Below are 17,944 nucleotides of genomic sequence, written 5' to 3'. Positions count from 1 at the left end.
AATCAGAAGATGAAGCCGGCGACGAGACCGATCAGGGCCAGCGCCTCGGTGAACGCGATACCGAGGAACATGTTGGTCCGGATCGTGCCCTGCAGCTCGGGCTGACGGGCGATGCCCTCGATGGCCTTACCGACCACGATGCCGACGCCGATGCCGGGGCCGATGGCAGCCAGGCCGTAGCCGATGGCGCCGTAGCCCTTGACCTTCTCGCCGGTGGTGGCGGCTTCCTGGGCCAGGTACGCGAGGCTCATGAGTTTCTTTCCCTTTCTGTTGCACACACCGCCGGTCGGCGGGGAGCAGGTATCCAGTCGTAAGTGTTCGGTCAGTGAGAATCTGCGTGCTGCGCGAGCCCGATGTAGACGGCGGTCAGCAGGGCGAAGACGTAGGCCTGCAGGAAGACCACCAGCAGTTCGAACAGCGTGAATCCGAGGCCGGCCAGCAGCGAGAACGGCGAGAAGATCTTCATCCACGCCGCGGCGTCGAAGAGGAAGAACTGCGTCGCGCTGAAGAACAGGACCAGCATGATGTGGCCCGCCAGCATGTTCGCCATGAGTCGGACGGTCAGGGTGAACGGCCGGAGCACGAAGGTCGAGATGAACTCGATCGGGATCAGCAGCAGATGCAGCGCGGGCGGAACATTCGGAACCACGATGGAGCTGCGCATGTACTTCAGGAAGCCGTACTTCTTGATACCCACGTAGTTGAACGTGAGGTAGGCGAGTACGGCCAGTACCAGCGGCATGCCGATTCGGGCGTTCGACGAGATGTTCAAACCCGGAATGACACCGGAGAAGTTCAGAAAGAGGACCGTGAAGAAGATCGTCGCGATCAGCGGGAAGAACTTACGTCCGGATTCTTTGCCGAGTACCTCGTCGCAAATCTGTTCCTTGACGAAGACCAGGCCGTATTCGGCGACGTTCTGCAGGCCGCGCGGGACGATCTTCGGGCTGCGGAAAGCCAGCAGCATGAAGCCCAGTAGCAGTGCCGTCATCAAGATGCGTACGAGCATCAAACGGTCGAGTTCGAAGAACGTTCCCTCGAACAGCACAGCTTCAGGGAAGAAGTCATCTAGCGAGGGCGCGTGGAACTCGCCCGCCGCCAATAAGGTGACGCTCAGCGTTCTCTCCCGTGTTCGGGCCGCGGGTACGGTCATATCCCGCGGTTCGATCGGACATTGACGATCAATTTGGGTCGACTAGGTCGGCTCGAAGTTCGTCAGCAGCTGAGCGGCAAACCCGCCGTGGCGTCTGTACGTGTGTCGGCGACATCGTCGACATGCAGAACCGAAGCCCTCCGGGCTCGGTACGGCAGTAAGCATAGCGGCACTTGGCGGGGTCAGGGTGACCCCCCCTACCTTGGGTGCTTGCTTACCAACACTTTACCAAGTTATCTACGACGCTGTGTAGGGGGGTGAGAGTTTTTCCTACTCACCGGTATCGGAGTCGCCCGCCGGAGTGGTCACGGTCGGAACCTTCTGGCGCAGAACGCCATACGTCTCGGCGCCCAGAACGATGATCAACGCGCCCACCACGGTGAGGAAGAGCGTGACCCGATCGTAGAAGTCGAACTGCTGCAGCACGGCCACCACCACGAGCACCACCAGCAGCTTGCCGACCCAGCTGACCAGGATAATCAGGCCCGCGGTGCTGGGCGGCAGCTTGGCGCCGAAGAGCACGACGGCGGCCGTGGTGAGGATGAATCCGCCGCCGATCGCGGCCCCGATGAGAGCGCCCCAGAGACCCGGCAGGCCCGCCGCGGCGGCGCCGATCGCGACGGCCAGCACCACCAGAACGGCCAGTCCGATCAGCCCGTAACGCAGCGCCGACTTCAACGGGGCGTCGGGGCCGGGGATGGGCTTCGGAGAAAAGGTCACTTCGGAAACTTTACCCGGGCGGCTGATGCTCACCGGCGGGCTCCCTGCGACGCAGCCCGGGCACGGCCGTCACGACCAAGGCGAACAGCAACCCCGCGGCCATCAGCAACACCACCACCGTGCGGTCCATCAGCGAACTGCCGACCGCGCCGAAGGCGAGGACCCCGACCCATAAATAGATGAGCAGAACCACGCGTCGCTGTGAATGCCCGATCTGCAGCAAACGATGATGCAGGTGCATTTTGTCCGGCGTCGAGAAACTCACGCCCGCGCGCACCCGGCGCACGATCGCCAGCACCAGATCCAGCACCGGAATGAACATGACGGCGCCGACCAGCAGCAACGGCGAGAGCAAACCGACGATGTCGCGAGGCCCGAAGCCCTGCAACGGAATCCGGCCCGACGCACTGGTGGACGCCGCCGCCAGCACGAGACCGATCAGCATCGAGCCCGAATCGCCCATGAATATTCGCGCCGGCGAGAAATTGTGCGGCAGGAAACCCAGGCACGCGCCGGCCAATGCGGCCGCGAGCATGGCGGGCGGATAGGTGTCGACCGAACCGCCCTGTTCGTTCATCAAACCGACAGCAAACACGAATACCGCGGCCGCGCAAATCAATCCGAGTCCGGCGGCGAGGCCGTCCAGGCCGTCGACGAAGTTCATCGCGTTCACCAGCGTGACCGTGACCGCGACGGTGACCAGGCCGCCCTGCAAAGCATCCAGTGAAATCGTCGAATTGGTGAACGGATTGTAAATGCTGTACCAGCTCAGACCCATCACGGCCATCACGCCCGCGGCGGTGACCTGACCGGCGAACTTCGTCAGCGCGTCCAGACCCCAGCGGTCGTCGACAATGCCGACCGCCACGATGATGGTGGCCGCGACCAGCACCGCCGGAATATCGGGGGCATAGTCGAATCCGCGCCGCAGCGCGGGCAACTGGTGCGCGAAGAGAACGGCCGCGATCAAACCGACGTACATGCCGACGCCGCCCATTCGCGGAATCGGCTTGACGTGCACATCGCGCTCGCGGGGCACCGCGACCGCGCCGAAGGAGATCGCGAGAACCCGGATACCGCCGGTGGCCAGGAATGTCACCGTCGCCGAGATGAGCAGCACGAGCAACAGCTCGCGCAGCGGCACAACAGCACTCATCCGATCACCGGGCAGCAGGACTGGTGAGTTCGTCCGGCTTCATCCCGAGCACCTCGGCGATATCGGCCACCGGCACCGCGCCCACGCGCAGAATCCGCGGCTGATCCGAAGTCAGATCGACGATGGTGGAGGCGACGGCATGCTCGGCCGGGCCGCCGTCGAGATAGACGCCGACCAGCGAACCGAGCTGATCGCGCGCTTCGGCCGCGGTCTTGGCCGGCGGCTGGCCGGACACGTTGGCGCTCGACACCGCGAGCGGGCCCACCTCCCGCAGCAGTTCCAGCGCGACCGGGTGCAGCGGCATCCGCAGCATCACCGTGCCGCGGGTGTCACCGAGGTCCCAGGCCAGCGAAGGCGCCTGCTGCACAACAAGACTCAGGCCACCGGGCCAGAACGCCCGGATCAGATCCCGGGCCTGCGGGCGCACCGAGAACACCAGGCCGTCGATGGTGTGCCAGGACCCGACCAGCACCGGTACCGGCATGTCCCGCCCGCGGCGCTTGGCCGCGAGCAGCGAACTCACCGCGGTCGAGTCGAAGGCGTCGGCAGCCAGCCCGTACAGCGTGTCGGTAGGCAACACCACCAGCCGTCCGGACTTCAGGGCGCTCGTCGCGGCGGACAGTCCGGCGGCACGCGAGTCGGGATCCGCGCAGTCGTAGACGGTACTCACGGCAGCCATCCTGTCACGCGTGCCGTGCCCGATTTCCAGCGCCTACTCCGATCCGCCGCCACACGCCGCCCGTAACCACAGCCGCCCCAACGAAACGCGGGTTCAAGGGAGGTCGTGAGCGCGGGGTGCCCGGGTGTGAGCGACAGCACGAGCCGCGCCGGTCGTGGGAGCGGTCCAGCTACTGCTTGTGTGCGCGGTAGCCGACGATGTCCGGGCAGTCACGCCACAGCCGAGTGATCCGGTCAGCCAGCACTATCGCCGCGGACCGCCGCCCGACCGGCGCTGCCGCCAACGGGCGGGGTGGGTTCCTGCGTCCGGGGCCGGGTGGGCGTGCTGCATCCGGGCGGCCGGGTGGGCTTGCTACGTCGGGTGGCCAGGGTGGGCGCGCTACTTCCGGGCGGCTACCACAAAGCGGGGCTTCTCGGCGAGGTCTAGATGTTCTGCGATGTCTGTGAACTGGCCGGAAGCCTCGAGCAGGGCTGCGGTGGCCGCGCCGTTGGTGTCGTCGTGTTCGATGCCGGTGGCGCCGCCCGGGCGGAGCAGGCGGGTGAGGACCGGGATCATCGGGCGGATGACGTCGAGGCCGTCCGGGCCCGCGAAGAGGGCGCGGTGGGGATCGTGGTCGGCGACTTCGGGATCCAGGTGGGCGGCGGCGGGAATGTAGGGCGGGTTGGCGACGACCAGGTCGACGCGGCTGGTCAGTTCGGTGAGCAGTGCCGGGTCGGTGACGTCGGCGGCGTGCAGGGTGATCGCGGTGTCGCCGGCGGCGGCGCGGGCGTCGGCATTGCGGCGGGCCCAGGTCAGGGCATCGAGGTCGAGTTCGACGGCGTGCACGTCGGCGTCGGGGCGGGCATTCGCGAGGGCCAGCGCCAGCGCTCCGGAACCGGTACACAGGTCGACGACGATCGGCCGATGGTCGTGCGGCAGCGTCTCCAGATAGCCCAGGGCCCACGCGAACAGCAGCTCGGTCTCCGGGCGCGGAATGAAAACACCCGGGCCGACCGCGAGATCGATCGCGCCCATTACGGCCACACCGGTCAGATGCTGCAGCGGCACATGCCGCGCCCGGCGCTCGATCAACGCGTGATAGTCCGCGAGCTGCTCGGGCGTGAGCGGCGGCGCGAGTACCAATCGGGTGCGTTCGATACCGAGCAGATGCGCGGCGAGCTGCTCGGCATCCGACCGCGGACTGTGGAGCCCAGCACCCTGGAGCTTCTGTGCTGCCCGATGAATGGCGGGCAGCAGCGGCACGTGCGCGGTGGCAGAACTCGGTACCGCCGCGCTCCCACCGTTGGACGCACCAGCCCCAGGCCCCCCCGCGGCCGTGTTTCCGGCGCTCGACGCACCGGCCCCAGGCTTCGCCGCTGTTGCGTTCACGGCACTGGACGACTCGGCCCCTGGGCCAGCCGCCACCACGTTCCTGGCGCTCGACGCACCGGACCCAGGCCCTACCGCCGCGGAGTCTCCGGACCTCGACGTGCCGTCCGGGGGCGAGCCCGCCTCCGCGCTCACTCCGCGGTCATGCGGGCCTCGCGGTCCGCCTTGCCGAGGGCGTCGAGCAGCGCGTCCATGTCGCCGTCGAGGACGGCGTCCAGGTTGTGGGCCTTGAAGCCGATGCGGTGGTCGGCGATGCGGTTCTCCGGGAAGTTGTAGGTGCGGATGCGCTCGGAGCGGTCGACGGTGCGGATCTGGCTGGCGCGGCCGGCGGCGGCTTCCTGTTCGGCCTGCTCCTCGGCGAGCAGTTGCAGGCGCGCGGCGAGGACCTGCATGGCGCGGGCCTTGTTCTGCAGCTGGGAGCGCTCGTTCTGGCAGGTGACCACGATGCCGGAGGGCAGGTGGGTGATGCGCACCGCGGAGTCGGTGGTGTTGACGCCCTGGCCGCCCTTGCCGGAGGAGCGGTAGACGTCGATGCGCAGATCGGTTTCGTCGATCTGCACCTCCTCGACCTCGTCGGGCTCGGGGTAGATGAGCACGCCCGCGGCGGAAGTGTGGATGCGGCCCTGGGATTCGGTGACGGGCACGCGCTGCACCCGGTGCACCCCGCCCTCGAACTTCAGGCGGGACCAGACCCCGTCCCGCGCGGCGTCGCGGCTCTTGATCGACAGCGTCGCTTCCTTGTATCCGCCCAGCTCGGTGAAGGTGGCCCCCAGGACCTCGACCTTCCAGCCGTGCCGCTCGGCGTAGCGGATGTACATCCGCGCCAGATCGGAGGCGAACAGCGCGGATTCCTCGCCGCCCTCGCCGGACTTGACCTCGAGCACCACGTCGTCGCCGTCGTGCGGGTCGCGCGGGGCGAGCAGGTCGGCCAGCGCGGCTTCCAGCTCCTCGGTCTGGCGTTGCAGCCCGGGGATCTCGGCGGCGAACGCCGGATCGTCGGCCGCCAGCTCCTGCGCGGCGGCGAGATCGTCGTGCGCGGTCTTGAGCTTGTTGTAGGTGGTCATCACCGGCGCCAGTTCGGCGAAGCGCTTGCCGACGCGGCGGGCCGCGCTCGCGTCGTTGTGCAGCGACGGATCGGCCAACTGGGTCTCCAGGCCGTGGTACTCGGCCAGAATGTCGTCGATCGCGGACGGCTGCGTCATGGTGGTGCTTCCTTTTCTGCTTTCAGTGCGGGGGCCTGGAAATGCACCGACGCCCGGTCTGCGATGCAGAACCGGGCGTCGGTGAGGAAGCTAGGAGGCGTCGGCCTTCTTGCCCGCACGCTTGCCGTAGCGAGCCTCGAAGCGAGCCACGCGGCCGCCGGTGTCGAGGATCTTCTGCTTGCCGGTGTAGAACGGGTGGCACTGCGAGCAGACCTCGACGTTGATGTGTCCGGACTCCTTGGTGGAGCGAGTCTGGAAGGTGTTGCCACAACCACAGACGACGGTGGTGTCGACGTAGGTCGGGTGGATTCCTGCCTTCATGGGTGTCCTTTCGAAATTGGCCGCCGGGTCGCCCGCTGTGGAGCGTGAACCGGAGCCGACTAGGCGGGATTGTCTGCCGGCGGGCAGACGCACAGCGGTTCAGTATGCCAGAACCGCCACTACGCTGCCAAAACGCCCCCGGCTACCGCTCTATTCCCGGCCCCCGTTCCGCTCGCCCCGAGAAGTACGGGCACGCAATTGGAGCGCTCTTACGGGAGCCTAAGACGGGTAGTTCGCTACTCAAGAATGCGAACACAGCTGTTCATAGAGTTTGGGGACCTACCAGAAAAGCGCACACCGCCGTGCCGAGGACAGAGGGAGGGACGAATATGAGCAGCCGAATCGCCGCAGCGGTGCTGCTGCTGCTGACCCTCGCTGTCGTGGGGGGCTGGCTCGCGGTACCCGATACCGAAGCCACCTACGCGACGGCGCAAACAGTCGCCTACAGCCCCGGCGCAGGCGGCGGCATGTCGCCCGTCGCGCTGATCCTGTCGTACCTGATTTCCGGATCCGCACTGATCGGGCTGTTCTTCTTCCGCCCGAATACGCCGAAAGGGCCTCGCGCGAGCGAGACCCTTTCGGCGATTGTCGAGTTCGCGCTACTCGTCGATCGCGCCGCCCGGCGCGTTCTTGGAAACCTGCATCAGGAACTCGAGGTTGTTCTTCGACTTCTTCAAACGGTCGATCAGCAGATCGATCGCCTGATGCGAATCCAGGCCGGACAGCACGCGGCGCAGCTTGTGCAGCACGGCCGCCTCGTCCGGGCTCAGCAGTAGCTCGTCCTTGCGGGTACCGGACGGGTTGACGTCCACCGCGGGGAACACACGCCGTTCCGCGATCTTGCGGTCCAGCTTGAGCTCGGCGTTGCCGGTGCCCTTGAACTCCTCGAAGATCACCGTGTCACCGGTGGAACCGGTCTCCACCATGGCGGTGGCGATGATCGTCAGCGAGCCGCCGTTCTCGATATTGCGCGCCGCGCCGAGGAACCGCTTGGGCGGGTACAGCGCGGTCGAGTCGACACCACCGGAGAGGATGCGGCCCGACGCCGGCGAGGAGTTGTTGTACGCGCGGCCCAATCGGGTGATCGAGTCCAGCAGCACCACAACGTCTTTGCCCATTTCCACCAGGCGCTTGGCGCGCTCGATGGCGAGCTCGGCGACCGAGGTGTGGTCCGACGGCGGCCGGTCGAAGGTGGAGGCGATAACCTCACCCTTCACCGAGCGCTGCATGTCGGTGACCTCTTCCGGACGTTCGTCGACCAGCACCACCATGAGGTAGACCTCGGGGTTGTTGATCGCGATCGCGTTGGCGATGTCCTGCATGATCGTCGTCTTACCGGCCTTCGGCGGCGAGACGATCAGGGCGCGCTGGCCCTTGCCGATCGGCATGATCAGGTCGATCACGCGGGTGGTCAGCTTGTTCTGCTGAGTCTCCAGGCGCAGGCGCTGGTTCGGGTAGAGCGGGGTGAGCTTGCTGAACTCGGGACGCCTGCGGGCGTCGTCCACCGCGCCGCCGTTGACCGTGTCCAGGCGCACCAGCGGATCGAACTTCTGCCGCTGGTTGCTCTGCTCGCCGTCGCGCGGAGCGCGCACCGCGCCGGTGATCGCGTCACCGCGGCGCAGGCCGTTCTTGCGCACCAGGTTCATCGACACGTAGACGTCGTTCGGCCCGGCCAGGTAGCCCGAGGTGCGGACGAACGCGTAGTTGTCCAGCACGTCGAGGATGCCCGCGACCGGCTGCAGCACGTCGTCCTCGCGGATCTCGAGCTCGCGCGCCTCGCCACCGCCGACGCCGCCCTCGCGGTCACGCCCGCGACGCCGCTCGCGGAAGCGACGGCCCCGGCGACCGCGGCCGCCTTCCTCGTCGTCGCCGCCCCGGTTGTCGCGGTTGTCGCCGCCCCGGTTGTCGCCACCGCGGTTGTCGCCGCCCCGGTTCTCGCCACCACGGTTCTCGCCGCCCCGGTTCTCGCCACCGCGGTTGCCGCCGTTGCCATTTCCGTTCTGGTTGCGATCGCCCTGGTTGCGCTCACCCTGCTGGTTGCGATCCCGGCGGCGCTCGCCCTGGTCGCCGTCCTGCTTCGGCTCGTCACCACGCGCCTCGGCGTTGTCGCCGCCGGATCGCGCCTGGTCACGGCCGCGACGCTGGCGGCCACGGCCACGCTGGCCGGATTCGCGACCGGAGTCGTCGGAGGCTTCACCGGCCGCGGCGGCGTCCGCCGGAGCGGCGTCGGTCTTCACGGCCTTGGCCGGAGCGGCTTCGGGAGCGGCAGCTTCGGGAGCGGTGGCCTTGGCGGCCTTCGCCGGTGCGGCTTCGACAGCCGGCGTCACGTCGAGGGTCGCCTGCTCGGCCTTGGCCTCGCCGCGCGGGGCCTTTTCGGCCTTTTCGGCTTTCGCGGGTGCGGCGGACGCCGACTTTCCGGCTTGATTTTCCTTGATGGCGGCGATCAAATCGCCCTTGCGCATTCCGGAGGTTCCTCGGATTCCGAGCTCCCCCGCAAGCTGGCGCAACTGCGGCAACAACATTCCAGTCAGCCCCGATCGTGCGACGTCGGTGTGTTCGCTCATCTTCGAAATCTGTCCGGATTCACTTTCGCGGCCCGAGTTACTTGGGTTGGCTTCCACCCCGGGTGTCGCGAGCAGGTCCGTATCTGTCACGGAAATCCTTTCCTTCCCTCGACTGCCGTGTGCTGTTTCGAGGGTTTCGTCCCGCAGTCCGGGCACTGTGCCGGACTCGGCTGCCGTAAATCACCTGCCCCACCGGTTGTGCAGGGCCCAACTCCAAGAAGGTGGGAGAGATCATTCCAGTTGCGCAGCTACGCAGCACCTCCATGGCCTGGAGGCTCGAGCCTGGAGCCTGCTGGAGCGATTGCCCTGATGAAGCACCGGCGTCTGATGCGCACGATGTACGGACTTGCCCAGGATAGCTGGATAGTGTGAAGCTCGGCAAGACAGACTCGCCGTTAGCTGACGTGGACTCCCTCGGCGAGTCCCGGCTCGACCACGCGGAGCCCGTCGGCGGCCGCCAATTCGGCCAATTCCGCGGGGAATTCGCTGGTACACAGGGCCAGCACGGTGGGACCGGCTCCGGAAACGGTCGCCGGAATCCCGGCTTCCCGCAATCGAGCGATCCACGCCGTGGTCAGCGGCAGCGCGGGCGCCCGCTGGGCCTGGTGCAGCCGGTCCATCGTGGCCGACATCAGCAGGTCAGGGCGCTGCGTGAGAGCCACGACCGCCAGCGCGGCACGGCTGACATTGAACGCGGCGTCCCCGTGCGGGACGGTCTCGGGCAGCAAACCCCTGGTATGCGCGGTGGACGAGCGCAGCTCGGGAATCAGCACCACCGGGCGCAGCGTGGGGTGCGCGTCCAGGCGCACGGCACGATAGGTGCGCCCGGGCAGCGCGTCGGCCTCGACGACCGCCTCGGTCCAGGAGACGACGATGCCGCCGAGCACGCTGGCCGCGGCGTTGTCGGGATGCCCCTCGAATTCCGAGGCCAGCTGCACCTGCTGGTCGAGGTCCAGGGCCAGTTCGGGGTCGAGCTTCGCGGCCAGGGCACTGCCGGCGGCCAGGCCGCCGACCACGGCGGACGCCGAGGATCCGAGCCCACGCGAGTGCGGAATCGCGTTGCGGCACACCACATCGAGGCCGTCGGCCCAGACGCCGGCGGCCTCCAGGCCTCGTTCGATCGCCCGCACGACGAGATGCGAAGGGCCCCAGGGCACCTCGTTGGCGCCCTCGCCCTCGACCCGGATCTGCAGACCCGAATCGGTGGTGCGCACCTCGATCTCGTCGTACAGGCCCAAAGCCATTCCGAGCGAGTCGAATCCGGGACCGAGATTGGCCGTGGAGGCCGGAACGCGTGCGGTCACGGCGATTCCGGCGGGCAAGGTCCGGGTCCGAGCCGAGGCCGGCTCGGATTCCGGGGCCAGCTGGGTTTCGTGCGGGTTCAACTCAGGCCAGCTCGAGTTCGTGGGCGATCGCCACCGGGTCCACCGCGATGGCCTGCACCTGCGGCATGCCGAGCAGGGCGGTGTCCGGATCCTTGAGGCCGTTGCCGGTGACGGTGCACACGACGGTCAGGCCGGAATCCAGCCAGCCCTCCTTGCGAGCCGCCAGCACGCCGGCCACGGAGGCGGCCGAGGCGGGCTCGACGAAGACGCCCTCGGTGGCCGCGACCAGGCGGTACGCCTCCAGGATCTCCTCGTCGGTGGCCGCGCGGAACACGCCGTCGGACTGGGTCTTGGCCTCCATCGCGCCGTTCCAGGAGGCGGGCGCGCCGATCCGGATGGCGGTGGCGAGGGTCTCCGGGTTCGACACCGGGGCGCCGTGCACCAGCGGCGCGGCGCCGGCGGCCTGCACGCCGAGCATGCGCGGCAGGCTCGTGGTGATGCCGTCGGCGTGGTACTCGCGGTAGCCGCGCCAGTACGCGGTGATGTTGCCCGCGTTGCCCACGGGCAGCGCGTGCACGTCGGGGGCGCGACCGAGCACGTCGCAGATCTCGAACGCGGCGGTCTTCTGGCCCTCGATGCGGGCCGGGTTGACCGAGTTCACCAGGCCGACCTCGGGAAAGTCGGAGGTGACCTTGCGCGCCAGCTCGAGGCAGTCGTCGAAGTTGCCGTCCACCTGGATGATCTTGGCGCCGAGCATGACGGCCTGGGCCAGTTTGCCCATGGCGATCTTGCCCTGCGGGATCAGCACGGCGCAGCTCATACCGGCCCGGGTGGCGTACGCGGCCGCCGACGCCGAGGTGTTGCCGGTGGACGCGCACAGCACGGCCTTCTGCCCGCGGTACTTCGCGTCGGTCATGGCCATGGTCATGCCGCGGTCCTTGAAGGACCCGGTCGGGTTCGCGCCCTCGACCTTGAGGTACACCTCGCAGCCGGTCAGCTCCGACAGGTGCGGGGCCGGGACCAGCGGGGTACCGCCCTCGAACAAGGTCACCGGCTCCCAATCGGCCGCACCGGCGAGCCGATCGCGGTACGCCGCGATCAGCCCGGGCCAGCGGGAGTGCACCTTCAGCTGCGGCGCAACACCTTCGGTGGTCATTCTTCGGTGCCTTCCAATCTCAAAACGCTGGTCACGGATGTGACGGATTCCATTTCCGCCAACGCGGCGACGGTGTCGGCGAGCGCGGATTCCAGGGCGTGGTGGGTGACCACGACCAGGCGCGCGCCCTCGCCGTGCCCGGCCTGACGCACGGTGGAGATGCTAACGCCGTGGTTGGCGAACTCCCCCGCGACCTTGGCCAGGACGCCGGGAATGTCTTCGACCTGCAGGTTCACGTGGTAGCGGGCCGGCGTGTCACCGATCGGCGCGATCGGTAGCTCAGCATAAACCGATTCGCCCGGAGCGCGGCCACCGTAGAACTTGTTGCGCGCGGCCATCACCAGATCGCCGAGCACCGCCGAGGCGGTCGGGGCGCCGCCGGCGCCCTGGCCGTAGAACATTAGCCGGCCGGCGTTCTCGGCCTCCACGACCACGGCGTTGAACGCGCCGTTGACCGCCGCGAGCGGGTGCTTGCGCGGGATCAGCGCCGGGTAGACGCGCACCGAGATCCGGTCCTTGCCACCCTCGGCGGCGGGCGGATTGCCCGGGATGCGTTCGCAGATAGCCAGCAGTTTGACCGTGCAGTCCAGCGCGGACGCGGTCTCCAGATCCTCGGAGGTGATCTTGGAGATGCCCTCGCGGTACACGTCCGCGGCGGTGACGCGGGTGTGGAAGGCCAGCGAGGCGAGGATGGCGGCCTTGGACGCGGCGTCGTAGCCCTCGACGTCGGCGGTCGGGTCCGCCTCGGCGTAGCCCAGGCGGGTCGCCTCCTTCAGCGTGACCTCGTAGTCCGCGCCGGTCTCGTCCATCGCGGACAGGATGAAGTTGGTGGTGCCGTTGACGATGCCGACCACCCGGTTCACCCGGTCACCGGACAGCGACTGGATGAGCGGGCGCACCACCGGGATGGCGCCGGCGACGGCGGCCTCGAAGTACAGGTCGGCGCGGCTGCGCTCGGCGGCCGCGGCGAGCTCGCCGGTGTAGTCGGCCAGCAGCGCCTTGTTCGCCGAGATCACCGACTTGCCCGCGGTCAGCGCGGACCGGATCAGCGCCCGGGCCGGATCGATGCCGCCCATCACCTCGACGACCAGGTCGACATCGTCGCGCGCCACGAGCGCCTCGGCGTCGGTGGTCAGCAGGTCGGCGGGCAGGCCGCGATCGCGCTCCAGGTTGCGCACGGCGACGCCGCGCAGCACCACCGGCGCGCCCACGCGGGAGCGCAGGTCCTCGGCGTGGTCGCGCAGAATCCGCACGACCTCGGTGCCGACATTGCCCATCCCGAGCACCGCGACACCGATCGGACGATCGTTGCCCCAGGTACCGCTTCTCTGTTCGGTCACTGTTCCACCTCCAGGCTGAGCAGGTCCGCGACGGTTTCCCGGCGCAGAATCAAACGCGGCTGACCGTCCTTGACGGCAACCACCGCGGGACGGGTCAACTGGTTGTATCGGCTCGACATCGAATAGCAGTACGCCCCCGTCGCCGCGACGGCGATCAGGTCGCCCGGGCCGACGTCGGCGGGCATCCAGGTGTCCCGGATGACGATATCGCCGCTCTCGCAATGCTTTCCGACGACCCGCGCGACCACGCCCGGCGCGTCCGAGGAGCGCGAGACCAGCCGGCAGTCGTAATCGGCCTGGTAGAGCGCGGGCCGGATGTTGTCGCTCATGCCGCCGTCGACGCTGACGTAGCGGCGGCGGTTGCCGCCGTCCAGCGAGACGTCCTTGATGGTGCCGACCTCGTAGAGGGTGACGGTGCCCGGCCCGGCGATCGCCCGGCCGGGCTCCACCGCGATCTTCGGGGTGGGCAGGCCCGCGTGCGCCGCCTCGATCTCGACCAGGCCGCGCAGCTTGCTCGCGAACTCGTCCAGCGGCGGCGGATCGTCGTTGGGCAGGTACGAAATACCAAGGCCGCCACCGAGATCCAGCGTGGCGATCTGTGCCGTGCGCTCCACCCCGAACTTCTGGACGGCCTCGCGCAGCAGGCCCAGCATGCGCCGGGCGGCGATCTCGAAGCCGTCGATCTCGAAGATCTGCGAGCCGATGTGCGAGTGCAGGCCGACCAGGCGCAGATTGTCGGCGTCGAAGACCCGGGCCAGCGCCTCCATGGCGTCGCCGCCGGCGATCGAGAAGCCGAACTTCTGATCCTCGTGCGCGGTCGAGATGTATTCGTGCGTATGGGCTTCCACGCCGACGGTGACGCGGACCAGCACGTCCTGCACCACACCCGCCGCGGCGGCGACAGCTTCCAGGCGCTCGATCTCGATCAGCGAGTCGACCACCACGTGGCCGACGCCCGCGGCCACGGCGGCCTCCAGCTCGGCGACGGACTTGTTGTTGCCGTGCAACGCGATCCGCTCGGCGGGAAAGCCCGCGTGCAGCGCGATGGCGAGCTCGCCGCCGGAGCAGACGTCCAGCGACAGTCCTTCGTCCCGGATCCAGCGCGCGATCTCACCGGACAGGAACGCCTTGGAGGCGTAGTGCACCCGGGCGTCGGCACCGAAGGCGCGGACCATATCGCGGCAGCGGGACCGGAAATCGTCCTCGTCGATCACGAACAACGGGGTGCCGAACTGCTCGGCGAGTTCGGCCACCGGCACGCCGGCCAGCCGGACCGCGCCGTCGGAGGCACGAGAAGCGTTGCGCGGCCAGACATTCGCCGGCAGATCGATCATCTGCTTCGGGTCGGCGGGGCGCTCCGGAAGATTCGGGGCGTGCGGGATTTCGGCATGCCGGGGACCAGCGGGATGTGCGCCGCTCACAATGCTTCCTTTCGGGGGTTCGCGAGTGCGCGCACGCAGCTCGATAGGTGGACGTTCACAACTCCGCCTCGCCGGCGCTGGGCTCCGTCGCGAACGCCCAGGGGCGCTGTGCTGTCCGCTCGCAAGGCTCGCTCACATCCGCTCCGGTGCGCTCACACCGAGCAGGGCCAGGCCGTTGGCCAGCACCTGCCGGGTCGCCTTGACCAGCTCCAGGCGGGCGGCGTGCCGCGGGGTGACGGGCTCGTCGCCCTTGGGCAGCACGCGCATGTCGTCGTCGGACTGGAACGGGTGGTAGGCGCCCGCCAGCTCCTCCAGGTAGCGCACCACGCGGTGCGGTTCCCGCATCTCCGCGGCGGTGGCCACGACGCGCGGGAACTCGCCCAGCACACCGATGAGCTTGGTCTCCCGGTCCGCGGTGAGCAGGCTGAGATCGACCGGCACCGCGGCGAATTCGAAGTCGGCCGAGTTCCGCACGATGCTGCAGGTGCGGGCGTGGGCGTACTGCACGTAGTAGACCGGGTTGACACTGTCCTGGGTGGTCCACAGGGTGATGTCGATGTCGATGCTGGTGTTCACCGACGAGCGCACCAGCGAGTAGCGCGAGGCGTCCACGCCGATCTCGGCGACCAGGTCGTCCAAGGTCACCACGGTGCCCGCGCGCTTGCTCATCTTCACGGCGACGCCGTCCTTCACCAGATTCACCATCTGGCCGATGAGCACCTCGACGGTGTCCGGGTTGTCGCCGAACGCCGCCGCGGCGGCCTTCAACCGGCCGATGTAGCCGTGGTGGTCGGCGCCGAGCATGTAGATGCACAGGTCGAACCCGCGCGCCCGCTTGTTCTGGAAGTAGGCGATGTCACCGGCGATGTAGGCGGAGGTGCCGTCGCTCTTGAGAACGACGCGGTCCTTGTCGTCGCCGTACTCGGTGCTGGCGATCCACCAGGCGCCGTCCTTCTCGTAGAGATTGCCCGAGGCCTTCAGCTCGGCGACGGCCTTGTCGACCGCGCCGGAGGCGAACAGCGAGCTCTCGTTGAAGTAGACGTCGAAGTCGCAGCCGAAATCGTGCAGCGTCTGCTTGATGTGGGCGAACATCATCTCGACGCCTTCGCGCCGGAACAGTTCGTGCCGCTGCTGCTCGGGCAGCGTGAGCGCGTCCGGGTGGTTCGCGAGGATCGCGGTCGCGATCTCGCCGATGTAGGCGCCGGCGTAGCCGTCCGCCGGGGTCGGCGCACCGGTGGCGGCGGCGACCAGCGAGTTCGCGAAGCGGTCGATCTGCGCGCCGGCGTCGTTGAAGTAGTACTCCCGGGTCACCTCGGCGCCCTGCGCGGCCAGGATCCGGCCCAGCGCGTCGCCGACGGCGGCCCAGCGGGTGCCGCCCAGATGGATCGGGCCGGTGGGGTTCGCCGAGACGAACTCCAGGTTGATCATGGTGCCGGCCAGCGCGGCGGCGGTGCCGTACTCGGCGCCCGCGACCAGGATCTTCTGCACGATCGCGCCCTGCGCGGCCGCGGCCAGCCGGATGTTCAGAAAGCCCGGACCGGCGACCTCGGCGGTCTCGACGCCGTCGGCCGCGGCGAGCGCCTCGGCCAGCCAGGTGGCGAGCTCACGCGGGTTGGTTCCGACTTTCTTGGCAACCTGCATCGACAAATTCGTGGCATAGTCACCGTGTTCCGGATTACGGGGGCGCTCCACATTGACCTCGTCGGGCAGGACCGCAGGGTCCAGTCCACGTTCGACAAGCACCTTCGCGGCGGTTGCGCGGAGGAGAGATGCAAGGTCAGCTGGAGTCACGAGTCACTATCCTATGGTCTGGGCAGGTGAACACCTTCGGGCGGGCACCGCGCGCAGTACAGCGGAATCAGCATGAGAGAGCACACGAGCGATGCCGAGTAGTAAAAGCGCCTCGAAATCGGCCAAGGCCGTCCGAGCCGCCGGGAAGGCCTCACCTTCCCTCCGCAAGGGGGGCGGCAAGGGCCAACTTCGACAGAAGCGCCAGATCCCGTGGCTGGCCATCGGTGCCGCCGCAGTAATCATCGCATTGGTCGGCGCACTGGCCTACAGCCTGGTCCCGAAGTATCGCGAGCAGGCCGAGCTCGACAAATACACCCCGAGCGCCGAGAACAAGGACCCGTCGGATCAGATCCCCGGCGTCGTCAAGAAGGACTTCGCGCAGGGCGCCGGCAAGCACATCGCCGCGGGTCAGCGCGTGGCCTACGACACCACGCCCGCCTTCGGCGGCCCGCACGATTCGTCCTGGGCGGCGTGCACCGGCGTGGTCTACAGCAAGCCGATTCGCACCGAGAACGCGGTGCACTCGCTCGAACACGGGGCGGTGTGGATCACCTACAACCCCGACAAGGTCGACGCGAGCGGGCTGGACGCGCTGAAGAGCAAGGTCGAGGGCAAGCAGTACACGATGCTGTCGCCCTACCCCGGCCTGGACTCGGCCGTCTCGCTGCAATCGTGGGGGCACCAGCTGAAGCTGGACGATCCGAGCGACAAGCGCGTCGGGCAGTTCATCACCGCGCTGCGGCAGAACGCGTACGGCGTCTACCCCGAGATCGGCGCGGACTGCTCCAACCCGTACTTCGACCGGGACAACCCGGCCCCGTTCGATCCCACTCCCCCGGGCCCGGATGCGGTGCCCGTGGACGGCAGCGGCATCGCGACCGATCCGGCCGAACTCGGCCAGCCCAGCATCCCCGGCGTCCCGAACATCCCCGGCCTGCCCGCGGTGCCGACCGCGCCGGCCGTGGTCCCGGAAGTGCCGCCCGCCGCCCCCGCGACGCCGTGATGGCGGCCGAGAGCGACACCGAGTCCGGGTTCCGGACCCAGCTGCGCGGTCAGCGGACCGCGCTGCTGGTCCTGGGCGTCCTCGGGGCGATCCTGCTCGGTTTCGCCCTCGGCACCATGGCCCGCATTCCCTTGGACGGCGCGAGCGAGCCGGACCCGGGCACGGTCGACATCGGCTTCACCCAGGACATGTCCGCGCATCACGCGCAGGCCGTGGAGATGGCGGGCGTCGCGCTGCTGCGTTCCGGCGACACCGACGTGCGCCGGCTCGCCTACGACATCATGACCACCCAGCAGGCCCAGGTCGGCCGGATGCAGGGCTGGCTGCAACTGTGGGGCAAACCCGCGCAGAGCGTCGACGGGTTCATGGCCTGGATGACCGAGCCGACATCGGGCCACCACGGCGGGGCCACCGCCGCCCAGCACACCGGCCCGATGTCGACCATGCCCGGCATGGCGACCGCCGAGGAACTGGCCGCCCTGCGCCAAGCGCCCGCCGCCGAGCTGGACACCATGTTCCTGCGGCTGATGCTGCGCCACCACCAGGGTGGGCTGTCGATGATCCAGTTCGCCGCGCAGCACGCGGAAACCACCGCCGTGCGCACCCTGGCCGAAACCATGGGCGGCACTCAGCAGAACGAAGCCCAGCTGATCACCCGCATGCTCACCACCCGCGGCGGAACCCCGCTACCGCTCAACTGATCGTGAACTCCCCGGCCCACCCTGCTTTTTGGCGGTTGGCCGGG

General features: G+C 68.5%; 16 protein-coding genes. 2 read left to right on the top strand and 14 right to left on the bottom strand.

Annotated elements, in window-relative coordinates:
- Positions 1 to 2: 2 nt before the first annotated feature.
- The 14 genes from AB0I43_RS23730 to argS form a co-directional block, all read right to left on the bottom strand.
- Entirely contained in the window at positions 3 to 251 is a 249-nt protein-coding gene (locus AB0I43_RS23730) for an ATP synthase F0 subunit C (protein ID WP_194817634.1), read from the bottom strand.
- A gap of 71 nt (positions 252 to 322) precedes the next feature.
- On the bottom strand, positions 323 to 1,153 hold the full coding sequence (atpB, locus tag AB0I43_RS23725; RefSeq protein ID WP_356974095.1) for a F0F1 ATP synthase subunit A: 831 nt from the start codon (positions 1,151 to 1,153) through the stop codon (positions 323 to 325).
- A gap of 270 nt (positions 1,154 to 1,423) precedes the next feature.
- Positions 1,424 to 1,873, bottom strand: a complete 450-nt coding sequence (locus AB0I43_RS23720) for a hypothetical protein (RefSeq protein ID WP_356974094.1) — start codon at positions 1,871 to 1,873, stop codon at positions 1,424 to 1,426.
- A 10-nt stretch (positions 1,874 to 1,883) separates the two neighbouring features.
- Positions 1,884 to 3,029: an MraY family glycosyltransferase gene (locus AB0I43_RS23715; protein WP_356974093.1), complete on the bottom strand. Its 1,146-nt coding sequence runs from the start codon at positions 3,027 to 3,029 to the stop codon at positions 1,884 to 1,886.
- Between the two features lie 4 nt (positions 3,030 to 3,033).
- The gene (locus AB0I43_RS23710; protein ID WP_356974092.1) at positions 3,034 to 3,699 is read right to left on the bottom strand and encodes an L-threonylcarbamoyladenylate synthase; all 666 of its coding nucleotides are present in this window, start codon (positions 3,697 to 3,699) and stop codon (positions 3,034 to 3,036) included.
- Positions 3,700 to 4,086: 387 nt separating this feature from the next.
- Entirely contained in the window at positions 4,087 to 4,950 is an 864-nt protein-coding gene (gene prmC / locus AB0I43_RS23705; RefSeq protein WP_356974091.1) for a peptide chain release factor N(5)-glutamine methyltransferase, read from the bottom strand.
- Positions 4,951 to 5,207: 257 nt separating this feature from the next.
- Positions 5,208 to 6,278, bottom strand: coding sequence for a peptide chain release factor 1 (prfA, locus tag AB0I43_RS23700; RefSeq protein ID WP_356974090.1), 1,071 nt, complete (start codon positions 6,276 to 6,278; stop codon positions 5,208 to 5,210).
- Between the two features lie 90 nt (positions 6,279 to 6,368).
- Positions 6,369 to 6,599: a 50S ribosomal protein L31 gene (gene rpmE / locus AB0I43_RS23695; RefSeq protein WP_356974089.1), complete on the bottom strand. Its 231-nt coding sequence runs from the start codon at positions 6,597 to 6,599 to the stop codon at positions 6,369 to 6,371.
- A 599-nt stretch (positions 6,600 to 7,198) separates the two neighbouring features.
- Positions 7,199 to 9,253: a transcription termination factor Rho gene (gene rho / locus AB0I43_RS23690; RefSeq protein WP_356974088.1), complete on the bottom strand. Its 2,055-nt coding sequence runs from the start codon at positions 9,251 to 9,253 to the stop codon at positions 7,199 to 7,201.
- A gap of 305 nt (positions 9,254 to 9,558) precedes the next feature.
- The gene (gene thrB, locus AB0I43_RS23685) at positions 9,559 to 10,527 is read right to left on the bottom strand and encodes a homoserine kinase (protein WP_357432638.1); all 969 of its coding nucleotides are present in this window, start codon (positions 10,525 to 10,527) and stop codon (positions 9,559 to 9,561) included.
- A gap of 22 nt (positions 10,528 to 10,549) precedes the next feature.
- Entirely contained in the window at positions 10,550 to 11,644 is a 1,095-nt protein-coding gene (gene thrC / locus AB0I43_RS23680; RefSeq protein ID WP_356974086.1) for a threonine synthase, read from the bottom strand.
- Positions 11,641 to 12,984 carry a homoserine dehydrogenase gene (locus AB0I43_RS23675; RefSeq protein WP_356974085.1) on the bottom strand — a complete coding sequence of 448 codons (1,344 nt, stop codon included), beginning with the start codon at positions 12,982 to 12,984 and terminating at the stop codon, positions 11,641 to 11,643. The genes thrC and AB0I43_RS23675 overlap by 4 nt, the downstream gene beginning before the upstream one ends.
- Complete coding sequence (gene lysA, locus AB0I43_RS23670) at positions 12,981 to 14,405, bottom strand: diaminopimelate decarboxylase (RefSeq protein ID WP_356974084.1); 1,425 nt, start codon at positions 14,403 to 14,405, stop codon at positions 12,981 to 12,983. The genes AB0I43_RS23675 and lysA overlap by 4 nt, the downstream gene beginning before the upstream one ends.
- A gap of 132 nt (positions 14,406 to 14,537) precedes the next feature.
- Positions 14,538 to 16,196 (bottom strand): arginine--tRNA ligase, encoded by a 1,659-nt coding sequence (gene argS, locus AB0I43_RS23665; protein WP_356974083.1) that lies wholly within the window; start codon positions 16,194 to 16,196, stop codon positions 14,538 to 14,540.
- A 91-nt stretch (positions 16,197 to 16,287) separates the two neighbouring features.
- Between argS and AB0I43_RS23660 the strand changes: the two genes are divergently transcribed.
- Entirely contained in the window at positions 16,288 to 17,199 is a 912-nt protein-coding gene (locus tag AB0I43_RS23660; protein ID WP_356974082.1) for a DUF3105 domain-containing protein, read from the top strand.
- On the top strand, positions 17,199 to 17,900 hold the full coding sequence (locus AB0I43_RS23655) for a DUF305 domain-containing protein (RefSeq protein ID WP_356974081.1): 702 nt from the start codon (positions 17,199 to 17,201) through the stop codon (positions 17,898 to 17,900). The genes AB0I43_RS23660 and AB0I43_RS23655 overlap by 1 nt, the downstream gene beginning before the upstream one ends.
- Positions 17,901 to 17,944: the final 44 nt, after the last annotated feature.

Source organism: Nocardia sp. NPDC050435, assembly GCF_040655395.1.
GTDB lineage: Bacteria > Actinomycetota > Actinomycetes > Mycobacteriales > Mycobacteriaceae > Nocardia.
The sequence above is the reverse complement of the archived record's forward strand: the minus strand, read 5'-3'. Positions and strand labels throughout refer to the sequence as shown.

What these genes read in the sequence shown, in the direction of transcription:
- AB0I43_RS23730 (WP_194817634.1), bottom strand. Translation starts at nt 251, where the DNA reads ATGAGCCTCGCGTACCTGGCCCAGGAAGCCGCCACCACCGGCGAGAAG.
- atpB (WP_356974095.1), bottom strand. Translation starts at nt 1,153, where the DNA reads ATGACCGTACCCGCGGCCCGAACACGGGAGAGAACGCTGAGCGTCACC.
- AB0I43_RS23715 (WP_356974093.1), bottom strand. Translation starts at nt 3,029, where the DNA reads ATGAGTGCTGTTGTGCCGCTGCGCGAGCTGTTGCTCGTGCTGCTCATC.
- prfA (WP_356974090.1), bottom strand. Translation starts at nt 6,278, where the DNA reads ATGACGCAGCCGTCCGCGATCGACGACATTCTGGCCGAGTACCACGGC.
- rpmE (WP_356974089.1), bottom strand. Translation starts at nt 6,599, where the DNA reads ATGAAGGCAGGAATCCACCCGACCTACGTCGACACCACCGTCGTCTGT.
- thrC (WP_356974086.1), bottom strand. Translation starts at nt 11,644, where the DNA reads ATGACCACCGAAGGTGTTGCGCCGCAGCTGAAGGTGCACTCCCGCTGG.
- AB0I43_RS23660 (WP_356974082.1), top strand. Translation starts at nt 16,288, where the DNA reads ATGCCGAGTAGTAAAAGCGCCTCGAAATCGGCCAAGGCCGTCCGAGCC.
- AB0I43_RS23655 (WP_356974081.1), top strand. Translation starts at nt 17,199, where the DNA reads ATGGCGGCCGAGAGCGACACCGAGTCCGGGTTCCGGACCCAGCTGCGC.